This is a genomic window from Pseudomonas sp. BNK-7 (assembly GCF_048072025.1).
Lineage (GTDB): Bacteria > Pseudomonadota > Gammaproteobacteria > Pseudomonadales > Pseudomonadaceae > Aquipseudomonas > Aquipseudomonas danubii.
In genome coordinates, this window is record NZ_CP182252.1 from 4263198 (window position 1) to 4275207 (window position 12010).

Here is a 12010-nt window from a genome sequence, read left to right on the forward strand (position 1 = left end):
CGCACGGCCAGGTCCTATCTGACAAGGAGAGTTTGCCCCATGACTCAGCAGAGCCCCGCGAACGGGCGCGATAGCAACCATTTCGACGTGATCATCCTCGGCTCCGGCATGTCCGGAACCCAGATGGGAGCCATCCTGGCCAAACAACAGTTTCGCGTGCTGATCATCGAGGAGTCGTCGCACCCGCGGTTTACGATCGGCGAATCGTCGATCCCCGAGACGTCGCTCATGAACCGCATCATTGCTGATCGCTACGGCATTCCGGAGCTGGGCCACATCACGTCGTTCTACTCGACGCAACGTTACGTCTCGTCGAGCACGGGCATCAAGCGCAACTTCGGCTTCGTGTTCCACAAGCCCGGCCAGGAGCACGACCCGAAGGAGTTTACGCAGTGCGTCATTCCCGAGCTGCCGTGGGGGCCGGAGAGCCATTATTACCGGCAAGACGTCGACGCCTACCTGTTGCAAGCCGCCATTAAGTACGGCTGCAAGGTTCGCCAGAAGACCAGCGTGACCGAATACCACGCCGATAAAGACGGCGTCGCGGTGACCACCGCCGAGGGCGAACGGTTCACCGGCCGGTACATGATCGACTGCGGAGGCCCGCGCGCGCCGCTCGCGACCAAGTTCAAGCTCCGCGAAGAACCGTGTCGCTTCAAGACGCACTCGCGCAGCCTCTATACGCACATGCTCGGGGTCAAGCCGTTCGACGACATCTTCAAGGTCAAGGGGCAGCGCTGGCGCTGGCACGAGGGGACCTTGCACCACATGTTCACAGGCGGCTGGCTCTGGGTGATTCCGTTCAACAACCACCCGCGGTCGACCAACAACCTGGTGAGCGTCGGCCTGCAGCTCGATCCGCGTGTCTACCCGAAAACGGACATCAGCGCGCAGCAAGAATTCGATGAGTTCCTCGCGCGGTTCCCGAGTATCGGAGCTCAATTCCGGGACGCCGTGCCGGTGCGCGACTGGGTCAAGACCGACCGCCTGCAGTTCTCGTCGACCGCCTGCGTCGGCGACCGCTACTGCCTGATGCTGCACGCGAACGGGTTCATCGATCCGCTTTTCTCCCGGGGGCTCGAGAACACCGCGGTGACCATCCACGCGCTTGCGGCGCGTCTCATCAAGGCGCTACGCGACGACGACTTCTCCCCCGAGCGCTTCGAGTACATCGAGCGCCTGCAGCAAAAGCTTTTGGACCACAACGACGACTTCGTCAGCTGCTGCTACACGGCGTTCTCGGACTTTCGCCTATGGGACGCGTTCCACAGGCTGTGGGCGGTCGGCACAATCCTCGGGCAGTTCCGGCTCGTGCAAGCCCACGCGAGGTTCCGCGCGTCGCGCGACGAGGGCGACCTCGATCACCTCGACAACGACCCCCCGTACCTCGGGTACCTGTGCGCGGACATGGAGCAGTACTACCAGTTGTTCAACGACGCCAAGGCCGAGGTCGAGGCCGTTAGCGCCGGGCGCAAGTCGGCCGAGGAGGCCGCGGTGCGGATTCACGCCCTCATCGACGAACGCGACTTCGCCAAGCCGATGTTCGGCTTCGGGTACTGCATCACCGGGGACAAGCCGCAGCTCAACAACTCGAAGTACAGCCTGCTGCCGGCGATGAAGCTGATGTACTGGACGCAGACCCGTGCGCCGGCAGAGGTGAAAAAGTACTTCGACTACAACCCGATGTTCGCGCTGCTCAAGGCGTACGTCACAACCCGCATCGGCTTGGTTCTGAAGAAGTAGTCGGCCGAGGACGACACAAAAGCGATGAACAACATTCAACTGGATCAAGCGAGCGTCAAGAAGCATTCCCCGGGGGCGTACGACGCGACCACGCGCGTGGCCGCGAGCTGGTACGTCGCAATGCGCTCGCACGACCTCAAGGGCAAGCCGAAGGAGTTGACGCTCTTCGGCCGTCCGTGCGTGGCGTGGCGCGGAGCGACGGGGCGGGCAGTGGTGATGGACCGCCACTGTTCGCACCTGGGCGCGAACCTGGCTGACGGGCGGGTCAAGGACGGATGCATCCAATGCCCGTTTCACCACTGGCGGTACGACGAGCAGGGCAAGTGCGTTCACATCCCCGGCCACAGCCAGGCGGTGTGCCGGCTGGAGCCCGTGCCGCGCGGGGCGCGCCAGCCGACGTTGGTCACCACCGAGCGATACGGCTACGTGTGGGTCTGGTACGGCTCCCCGCAGCCGCTGCACCCGCTGCCCGAAATCGCCGCGGCCGACGTCGACAACGGCGACTTTATGCACTTGCACTTCGCGTTCGAGACGACGACGGCGGTCTTGCGGATCGTCGAGAACTTCTACGATGCGCAGCACGCGACCCCCGTGCACGCGCTCCCGATCTCGGCCTTCGAGCTCAAGCTTTTCGACGACTGGCGCCGGTGGCCGGAGGTTGAGTCGCTGGCCCGGGCGGGCGCGTGGTTCGGTGCCGGGATCGACTTCACCGTGAACCGCTACTTCGGCCCTCTCGGCATGCTGTCGCGCGCGCTCGGCCTGAACATGTCGCAGATGAACCTGCACTTCGATGGCTACCCCGGCGGGTGCGTCATGACCGTTGCCCTGGACGGAGACGTCAAATACAAGCTGCTCCAGTGTGTGACGCCGGTGAGCGACGGCAAGAACGTCATGCACATGCTCATCTCGATCAAGAAGGTGGGCGGCGCCCTGCGCCGTGCGACCGACTTCGTGCTGTTTGGGCTGCAGACCAGACAGGCCGCGGGGTACGACGTCAAAATCTGGAACGGGATGAAGCCGGACGGCGGCGGTGCGTACAGCAAGTACGACAAGCTCGTGCTCAAGTACCGTGCGTTCTACCGGGGCTGGGTCGACCGCGTCGCGGGTGAGCGGTGATGCATGAGGCCGAGCCGGTATCGGCCGCGTCGCTCCGCCAGGCGCTCGCGAACCTGGCGAGCTGCGTCGCGGCCACCCGCTTCGCGTCGGCGTCGCTCTTTCCGAGGTACTCATGACCATCTGGCTGTTGCAACTCGTGCTGGTGATCGCGCTCTGCAATGTCTGCGGCCGCATTGCCGAACGCCTCGGCCAGTGCGCGGTCGTCGGCGAGATCGCGGCCGGCCTGCTGTTGGGACCTTCGCTGTTCGGCGTGATCGCACCGAGTTTCTACGACCTGTTGTTCGGCCCACGTACGCTGTCAGCCATGGCGCAAGTCGGCGAAGTCGGCCTGATACTGCTGATGTTTCAGATCGGTCTGCATATGGAGTTGAGGGAGACGCTGCGCGGCAGGCGCTGGCGCATACCTGTCGCGATCGCGGCGTGCGGGCTCATCGCGCCGGCCGCGATCGGCATGATCGTCGCCAGCGTCTCGAAAGATACGCTTGCCAGCGACGTGCCGGCGCTGCCCTACATACTCTTCTGCGGTGTTGCGCTTGCGGTATCAGCGGTACCGGTGATGGCGCGCATCATCGACGACCTGGCGCTCAGCGCCATGGTGGGCGCGCGGCACGCAATGTCTGCCGCGATGCTGACGGATGCGCTCGGATGGATGCTGCTTGCAACGATTGCCTCGCTCTCGAGCGGCCCTGGCTGGGCATTTGCGCGCATGCTCGTCAGCCTGCTCGTGTATCTGGTGCTGTGCGCGCTCCTGGTGCGCTTCGTGGTTCGACCGGCGCTTGCGCGGCTCGCATTGACTGCGCATGCGGCGCGCGACCGCTTGGCCGTTTTGCTTTGCTTCGTAATAGCGTCGGCACTCGCGACGTCGCTGATCGGATTCCATAGCGCATTTGGCGCACTTGCGGCGGCGCTGTTCGTGCGGCGCATGCCCGGCGTCGCGAAGGAGTGGCGCGACAACGTCGAAGGCTTCGTCAAGCTTGTGCTGATGCCGGTGTTTTTCGCCTATGCGGGGCTGCATGCCTCGGTCGGCACGATCGATGACGCGGCATCCTGGATGTGGTTCGGTGTATTCCTCGCGGGCGGATTCATCGGCAAGTTCGGCGGCAGCTATCTGGGCGCGCGTGCCACCGGGCTTGTGCCACACGATGCGATGCTGGTGAGCTCGTTGATGAATACGCGCGGCTTGATGGAGCTAATCGTCCTGTCGATCGGTCTGCAGATGCAGATCCTTCCACCAAAGGTCTACACGATCCTCGTGGTGTTCGCGCTGGTGACGACGGCGCTTACCGCTCCGCTGATTCGATTCACGCTGCGCGTGCAATCGCGCGCAATGAGCCAACAGGCCATCTGAGCCAGCTTGAGGGGAGAGATCACCATGAATGCTGCCACCGAAACCAAGGCTCAGGATTTGCTCGATGCCGAGGGCTGCGATGTTCACGATGTCCGCGAGCTGCGCAACTTGCTGGGGCAGTTTGCTACCGGTGTGACCGTGATCACCACGCGCACCGCTGAGGGCCGCAACGTCGGTGTGACAGCCAACTCGTTCTCTTCACTCTCGCTATCGCCGGCGCTGGTGCTCTGGAGCCTGGCACGCACCGCACCGAGCCTGAAGTTTTTTTGCTCGGCGAGTCACTTCGCCATCAATGTGCTGGGCGCGCACCAGCACCACTTGTCGGAGCAGTTCGCACGGGCAGCCGCTGACAAGTTCGCCGGTGTAGCTCATTCCTATGGCAAGGCGGGATCCCCGGTGCTGGACGATGTGGTGGCAGTGCTGGTGTGCCGTAACGTCACTCAGTACGAGGGCGGTGATCACCTGATCTTCATTGGCGAGATCGAACAATACCGATACAGCGGCGCAGAACCGCTGGTCTTCCATGCAGGCCAGTACCGGGGTTTAGGGAGCAATGAAACAGAAAGTGCAATCAAGCTCGAATAGCCCGGTTTGTGTGATCCTTTGGCGGTGGGTGGCACTGATCTGCGTCCGGATTGCGTAGTGCCACAGTTCATCTTGGGCAATTTCCCAGCGCCTACAACTGGCTGTTTTCCGGGAGCAGGGCGCCGCCGTCCACTATCAGGGTCTGGCCGGTGATGTAGCCGGCCTGTGGTGAGGCCAGGAACAGCATGGCGTAGGCAATGTCCTCAGGCGTTCCCAGGCGCCCGAGGGGAATGCCCCTGGACAGGGTCGCGGCGTCGCCGAGGTTGTCCATGGCTTGGGTGGCGATAAGCCCCGGCTCGACGCCGTTGACGGTGATTCCATACTCCGCCAGTTCCAGTGCCGCAGCGCGAATGAAGCCATTGACCCCTGCCTTGGACGCCGCGTAGTGGGCCAGTCCGGGAATTGCCGTGCGTGGGCCGGTCACCGATGAGGTGACGACGATCCGCGGTGATCGGGCCCGGCGTAGCGCCGGCAAGGCTGCCTGGGTCAGCCAGAAGCAGCTTTTCAGATTCACCGCCAAGGTGCTGTCGAGGGTCTGCTCCTCAAGCTCGGCCAGCTTCTGCATCGGAAAGATCCCGGCGTTGTGCAGCAGCAGGTCCAGGCCGCCGAAGGCGTCCAGGGTCGCCGCTACCGCCTGTTCGGCGGCTGCCCGGGTGCCGAGGTCCAGGGTCAGCAGCTCCGCTGTTCCGCCGGCCTGACGAATCAGGCGTTGGGTTTCGGCGCCTGACGCAGCGCTGCGGGTGGCCAGCATGACCTTGGCGCCCCCGGCGGCGAACACCTGAGCGATCGCCCGGCCAATACCCTGGCCCGAGCCGGTGATCAGGGCGATGCGCCCGCGGTCATCCTGGCTCATGGCTGGGCCCCTGGCAGGACCTGGGCCAGGCACTGGTCCAGCAGCCGATTGTGCAAGTCGACCTGCGCCTCGCGGGTGGCCGGACACACCAGGGCCATGTTGTGGAATGGGGTCAACAGCACCCCGCGATTGAGCAGGTACAGGTGCAGGTACGCCTCGATCAGAGCATGGCGGGCGTGGTGGGCTTCGCCACCGTTACGCGGGGCCTGCTGCATGAACAGGTATTCGACCCGGGCACCGATGCGGGTCACATGCCAGGGCAAGCCGTGCTTGCCGATGATGCTGTCGACGCCCGCTCGCAGGCGCTCCGCGAGCAGGAACATGCGTGCGTAGTTTTCATCGTTCATCACTTCGCTGAAGGTGGCGCGCATGGCGGCCATTTGCAGGGCGTTGCCGGCCAGGGTTCCACCGAAGCCGAAGTGGTTGATCGCCTGGCCCGGCTGGAAATGCGGCAGTACCCGCCAGATCCGTTCGGCCATGGCCTGGCTGCAGCCCCAGACGGCCGTGGGAATGCCCCCGGCGATGGATTTTCCCAGGACGAAGAAGTCCGGCTGCAAGCCCTGTTCGCCGCAATAGCCCCCCGGTCCACAGGACAGGGTATGGGTTTCGTCAATGATCAGCGGTACGTCATAGCGCTGGGTCAACTGCCGCAAGCCGTCATGGAAGCCCGGGGCCGGAGGCACCATGCCGACGTTGGTCATGAAGGGTTCGGTCAGCACCGCGGCCACGTCGCCATGGGCCAGCGCCGCCTCCAGGGCCGGCAGGTCGTTGAACTCCACCAGTCGGGTGGTGGAGGCGTGCTGCAAGCCGTTGGCGTGCACGCCGTCTCGGGGAATCATCTGCCCCTGGGCGTCGAATTCCACCTGGGATTCGTCGACGCTGCCGTGGTAGTTGCAGTTGAACACCAGGACCTTCTGCCGTCCGGTGATCATCCGGCACAGGCGCAGGACAAAGCGGTTGGCATCGGTGGCTGAAGTGGTGACTTGCCAATAGGGCAGACCAAAACGCCGGCTCAGCTCCTTGCCGACCCACAGGCTGTCGGCGGTGGGCAGCATCAGCGTCGAGCCATGCAGCGCCTGTTCGGCAATGGCTGCGGCTACCGCCGGCTGGGCATGGCCGAACATGGCGCCGGTGTCGCCCAGGGCAAAGTCCACGTACTCGCGGCCGTCGCAATCGGTGAGGGTCGCACCATGGGCATCCGCCACCATGATCGGGTAGGCGCCGGGCCATTGCTGCATCCAGTGCAACGGCGCGCCGTACAGCCAGTGCTTGAGGTTTTCCTGATAGAAGGCGCCGGAGCGCGGGTGTTGCTCGACAAACAGCTGCAGTTCGGACTGATAGCAGCTGGCGACGCGTTGCAGATCAAGGCCCAGAGTCATGGAAGTATCCTGTGAAAAGCGCTGCCGGCTGGCGCTCGGACAAGCCTGCAGCGGTGTGGAATCAGGGGTGCAGGGTTCGGTTGAGGACCTGGGCCAGGGCGCCCACCGGGAAGTTGGCGGCATGGCTGAAGTCTGCACCCTGGTAGCCGAATATCTTGCCGTCGCTACGCCCGGCCTTGAGGTCGATCAGCACCAGGCCCAGGGTCGGGACGATCTTCTCGCGCCAGACAAACAGGTACAGCTGCTCGGCGATCTTGTAGTAGTGACAGCGGTCGGTGTCCGCCAGGCCTTGCTCGACACCCCTGAGGCACTGCCAGCTATAGAAGTTGGCATTCAGGTAGATGTGCTCGTAGGCCTCGCTGGCGCTGTAGACATACTGGTTGCGCAGGCCGATCAGTTCGGCGGTGGGCGCATGTCGCGCAGTCTCGGCCGTGGGCAAGGCATCGATTGCACCATGGAGGAACTGCGCCTTGACCGAGGTCAGCTCGCCGCCGGCCAGCGCCCGGCTGAACAGGTCGACGCCGCATTCGGCCTGGCTCGGCATCTGGCCGATCACGGCGGTGAAGCACTGGCGCTCAAGATCGAGAATCAGGCTCACCGAATGGGGCTGGCCTTGCTCCCGCTTGAGGAAGTCCACCAGGTAGATACCGGGGCGTATCGAGGTGGCGCGATAGGGCAGGTCGTCACTGGGGCTCTGGCCGAGGCTGTTCCAGCGCAGCGTGTCGAGCGCGAAGTGGTGTTCGATCTGCCAGCCGTTGTCGAAGTGCAGGGTCAAGGTGCGACCGGACAGATCATCCACCCCCGCAAGGATGTGATTGTCGTCTGCAAAACCGTCCGCCAGGGCGCCGACGGTGATCCACTCAGGTTGCTGATTCATGGCAAGGCTCTTTGTCCAGGAAAGGAGAACCCCATGTTCTGCCCGGGCGCCGCTGCTGCCCATCAACCAGATGGTTGAGCCGGTGCTCCGTTACAAGAACAGCGTGCTCACCAGCTCCGTGCGATTGCCGACCCCGACCTTGCGAAACAGGTTGATCAGGTGGGTCTTGACCGTGGGCAGCCCCAGGTCCAGGCGCCTGGCGATGCTCTTGTTGTCGGCACCATCGCGCAGCAGCCAGGCGATCTCCCGTTCCCTGGGAGTGAGGTTGGCCAGACGTTCGTCGACCTGGGAATAGGGCGCCAGGGCAGCGATTTCCAGCAGGCCCTGCAAGGCATGCAGGGTGCCCAGTTCGTCGACGCTGAAATGCCCCAGGGCGTTGTCCCGCAGCAGCGACAGGCCGGCGATGGGGCGTTCACCGTCACAGGCGAGAATCTCCACCACATCCAGTACCCCGTGGCGTTGCAGGAATCCCTGGTAGACCTCGGTTGCATGACGGCCCTGCTGGGCCATGCCCATGTGCAGCGACAGCACCGGGCGCCCGGCGGCGGCACAGTTGCGTGGCTGCAACGGGTCGTAGTGGCGGTAGCGTTGCAAATAGGCCTGGTGCATCTGCTCGGGCATGCGGTACAGCGAGAAGTCCCGGGCCTGCAGGTTCGGATCGATGCGGTAGAAAGCGCAGAGGGTGGCGGGTACCACTCGGGTAAAGGCGGCGATGCAGCGTTGCCCCAGCTCATGGGCCCCGGGCAAGGAAGTGGGCGCAATCATCGGATAGCTCCTGGCTGCCGGCTGGGCAGTGGCTCGGGTGGTTGGGGGCTGCGACGGGTGGCGCGGTCCGTGTCAGGGCGAGCGAAAACCACGAGCGGGGTGCCTGGCAAGCAGGGATGCAGCACAGGCTGCGGTCGCTGTTTGATTGACCGCAGCCGGTTGCAACGATCAGCGCTGGGCCTTGCTCAACCCCTCGGCGAGGGCATCGACTATGGCATCCACCTGTGGCTGCTGGATCACCAAGGGCGGCGAGAGAATGATCTTGGTGCCCACCGGTCGCACCATGACGCCATTGTCCCGGGCAATCTGTGCCACCTGATTGGCATAGCCGCTCATGGGGTCGATGGGTTCGCGGGTGCTCTTGTCCGCCACCAGATCCAGGGCCAGCATCAAGCCCTGGCCCCGCACTTCACCGACGGTGTCGAAGCGCTCGACGAAGGGCCGCAGCTTGCCCAGCATGTAGTCGCCCATCTTCGCCGCGTTGGCCGGCAGGTCTTCCTTGACCACGATGTCCAGGCAGGCCAGGGCAGCAGCGCAGGCCACCGGGTGCCCGGAGTAGGTGTAGCCGTGCATGATGGCGCCGGTGAAGTTGGCGTTTTTCTCGAAGGCGGCCTCGATCCGCCGGTTGACCACTGTCGCGCCCAAGGGGATGTAGCCCGAGGTGATGCCCTTGGCCAGGCACATGATGTCGGGTTTGACGCCCCACAGACGGCTGCCGAACATCGAACCGCTGCGGCCGAAACCGGTGACCACCTCGTCGGCGATCAGCAGGACGCCGTACTTGTCGCAGACTTCGCGGATCAGCGGCCAGTAGTTGGCCGGTGGCACGATCACGCCGCCGGCGCCCTGGATCGGCTCGGCAATGAAGGCGGCCACGGTGTCCGGGCTCTGGAACTGGATCTCCCGTTCCAGCAGGTCGGCGCAGATCTTGCCCAGCTCTTGCGGGTCCTGGCTGTAGGGGTTGCGGTACAGCCAGGGCGTATCGATGTGGTAGCAGCCGGGCAGCAGGGGCTCGTAGTTGCGTCGGAACACCGTGTTGCCGTTGACCGAGGCGCCACCGAAGTGGGTGCCGTGGTAGCCCTGGCGCAGGGAAATGAACTTGGTGCGGTCGGCCTGGCCTTCGAGCTTCCAGTACTGGCGGGCCAGCTTCAGGGCGCTTTCGATGGCATCCGAACCGCCGGAACTGAAGGACACCCGGCACATGTCCTCGGGCTCCAGCAGGTTCATCAGCACCCGGGACAGTTCTTCGGCACGAGGGTGGCTGACCCCGTCGAACAGCTGGAAATACTCCAGCTCATCGAGCTGAGCGGTGATGGCCGCTTTCACTTCCTTGCGGTTGTGGCCGACGTTGACGTTCCACAGCCCGGCGACGCCATCCACCAGCTGGTGGCCCTTGTCGTCATAGACATAGCAACCATCGCCACGGACGATGCGGATCGGTTCGCGTTGCTTCATTTCGTTGGGGTGCAGCATGGGGTGCCAGAAACGGCTTGCTTGGCTCACGTTGAGTCTCCTGAAAACGCACGGACAGCGTGGAGCTATTAGTGCGTCATTTGCGGGCTCCTGGCTTGCCTCTGTGTGCCAGGACATTTGACCCAGGCTGCCAGTGGCGACTTGGCGGGTCTCGCTGCCGGCCATTGGCAGGGGCTGGCTTGCCAGCCCAGGCGCCGCTGGCGTTGGCAGCCAGGGCCAAGTTTTGCGGCAGCCAGGATCAAGACGGCATCCGACTTTGGGCTCAAAGTCCACCTCGAACAAGGTCCACCTGCGAGGAATCAAGATGAGCGTTGCCATCGACCCACGTGTCGCTGCATTCATAGACAGTCAGCACGGCCTGCTGATTGACGGTCTCAGCCAGCCCGCGCTTTCCGGAGCACGGATGCCGGTGTACAACCCCGCCAGTGGCGAGCAGTTGACCCAGGTTGCCGCCGCCGCCCAGGCCGATGTGGATCTGGCGGTGGGGGCCGCCGCGCCGGGCCTTCGAAGGCAACTGGAAGGCGTTGCGTCCCGCCGATCGCGAGCGCCTGCTGTTGAAGCTGGCGGATCTGCTGGAAGCCAATGGCGAGGAGCTGGCGCAGTTGGAGACTCTCAACAACGGCCAGTCGATCCATCTGGCCCGGGCCCTGGAGGTGGGGGCGGCGGCGGAGTTCACCCGCTACATGGCCGGCTGGGCCACCAAGATCGAAGGCAAGAGCCTGGATGTGTCCATCGCCGCGGTCCCGGGGGCACAGTACCGGGCTTATACGGTGCCGGAACCGGTGGGCGTGGTGGGAGCCATTGTGCCGTGGAATTTTCCGTTGCTGATGGCCATCTGGAAAATCGTCCCGGCCCTGGCTTGCGGCTGCACCGTGGTACTCAAGCCCGCCGACGAGACTCCGCTCACCGCGCTGCGCCTTGGCCAGCTTTGCCTGGAAGCGGGGATCGCCCCCGGCGTGGTCAACGTGGTGACCGGCAGTGGCGCCCAGGCCGGTGCCGCGCTGGCTGCCCATCCGGGGATCGACAAGCTGGCGTTCACCGGCTCGACCCAGGTCGGCAAGCTGATCGGCCACGCGGCGGTGGACAACATGACGCGCTTTTCCCTGGAGCTGGGTGGCAAGTCGCCGGTGATCGTCCTCGACGACTGCGACCCGCAGACTGCTGCCGCCGGGGCGGCCGGGGCCATCTTCTTCAATCAGGGACAGGTCTGCACGGCGGGCTCGCGGTTGTATGTCCAGCGCGGGATCTACACCCAGGTGCTGGAGCGTCTGGTGGCCATTGCCGAATCCTTGCGCATTGGCCCGGGGCTGGACGAGCAGGCACAGATCAATCCGCTGATTTCTGCCAAACAGCAGAAGCGCGTGCTGCAGATGGTCCAGCGCGGGGTCGAGGAGGGCGCCAAGGTGCTCTGCGGCGGAGTTGCCCATGGTGAGCAGGGCTTTTATGTCCGTCCCACGGTGGTGGCCAACGTCAACGCCAACCTGCCGCTGGTGCGCGAGGAGATTTTCGGCCCGGTGGTGGTCGCGACGCCTTTCGATTCTCTGGAGGAAGTGGTGGCCCTGGCCAATGACAACCAGTACGGGCTGGGGGCGAGCATCTGGTCCAACGATCTGAGTCAGGTCATGCAACTGATTCCCCAGATCAAGGCCGGCACCGTTTGGGTCAACACCCACAACATGCTGGACCCCTCGATGCCCTTCGGCGGTTACAAGCAATCGGGCATGGGCCGCGAGATGGGCCATGCGGCCATCGAGGCCTATACCGAGAACAAGTCGGTGTGCATCGCTTATTGAGCACGCCCCATGCAGACGCCTTTGCCGGCCAGCCGGTTGACTGTAGGAGCCGGTTGGCCGGCGAAGACGCCCCCAGGA

Annotated in this window: 9 protein-coding genes and 1 pseudogene; 5 read left to right on the forward strand and 5 right to left on the reverse strand. The window is 64.4% G+C overall.

The features are described 5' to 3' along the window. The first annotated feature begins 39 nt into the window (after nucleotides 1-39). From ACMGF8_RS19810 to ACMGF8_RS19825, 4 genes are all read left to right on the forward strand, one after another. Nucleotides 40-1743, forward strand: a complete 1704-nt coding sequence (locus ACMGF8_RS19810) for an NAD(P)/FAD-dependent oxidoreductase (RefSeq protein ID WP_102865153.1) — start codon at nucleotides 40-42, stop codon at nucleotides 1741-1743. A 24-nt stretch (nucleotides 1744-1767) separates the two neighbouring features. Beyond that, entirely contained in the window at nucleotides 1768-2859 is a 1092-nt protein-coding gene (locus ACMGF8_RS19815; protein WP_102865152.1) for a Rieske 2Fe-2S domain-containing protein, read from the forward strand. 112 nt (nucleotides 2860-2971) lie between these two features. After that, complete coding sequence (locus ACMGF8_RS19820) at nucleotides 2972-4207, forward strand: cation:proton antiporter (RefSeq protein ID WP_102865150.1); 1236 nt, start codon at nucleotides 2972-2974, stop codon at nucleotides 4205-4207. Nucleotides 4208-4231: 24 nt separating this feature from the next. Further along, nucleotides 4232-4792: a flavin reductase family protein gene (locus tag ACMGF8_RS19825; RefSeq protein ID WP_102865149.1), complete on the forward strand. Its 561-nt coding sequence runs from the start codon at nucleotides 4232-4234 to the stop codon at nucleotides 4790-4792. A 91-nt stretch (nucleotides 4793-4883) separates the two neighbouring features. Here the strand turns inward: ACMGF8_RS19825 and ACMGF8_RS19830 are convergent, their stop codons facing one another. The 5 genes from ACMGF8_RS19830 to ACMGF8_RS19850 all read right to left on the reverse strand — a co-directional run bounded on the left by ACMGF8_RS19830 (nucleotide 4884) and on the right by ACMGF8_RS19850 (nucleotide 10169). After that, nucleotides 4884-5645: an SDR family oxidoreductase gene (locus tag ACMGF8_RS19830; protein ID WP_102865148.1), complete on the reverse strand. Its 762-nt coding sequence runs from the start codon at nucleotides 5643-5645 to the stop codon at nucleotides 4884-4886. Then, nucleotides 5642-7024: an aspartate aminotransferase family protein gene (locus ACMGF8_RS19835; protein ID WP_207167851.1), complete on the reverse strand. Its 1383-nt coding sequence runs from the start codon at nucleotides 7022-7024 to the stop codon at nucleotides 5642-5644. The genes ACMGF8_RS19830 and ACMGF8_RS19835 overlap by 4 nt, the downstream gene beginning before the upstream one ends. Nucleotides 7025-7085: 61 nt before the next feature. After that, a complete protein-coding gene (locus tag ACMGF8_RS19840; protein ID WP_102865146.1) occupies nucleotides 7086-7901 on the reverse strand; it encodes a molybdenum cofactor biosynthesis F family protein in 816 nt (271 codons plus the stop codon). Between the two features lie 90 nt (nucleotides 7902-7991). Beyond that, nucleotides 7992-8666, reverse strand: coding sequence for a helix-turn-helix transcriptional regulator (locus ACMGF8_RS19845; protein WP_102865145.1), 675 nt, complete (start codon nucleotides 8664-8666; stop codon nucleotides 7992-7994). 168 nt (nucleotides 8667-8834) lie between these two features. Next, nucleotides 8835-10169, reverse strand: coding sequence for an aspartate aminotransferase family protein (locus tag ACMGF8_RS19850; RefSeq protein ID WP_102865144.1), 1335 nt, complete (start codon nucleotides 10167-10169; stop codon nucleotides 8835-8837). Nucleotides 10170-10443: 274 nt separating this feature from the next. Between ACMGF8_RS19850 and ACMGF8_RS19855 the strand changes: the two are divergent. Beyond that, nucleotides 10444-11932 (forward strand): annotated as a pseudogene (locus ACMGF8_RS19855) (aldehyde dehydrogenase family protein). Nucleotides 11933-12010 lie beyond the last annotated feature (78 nt).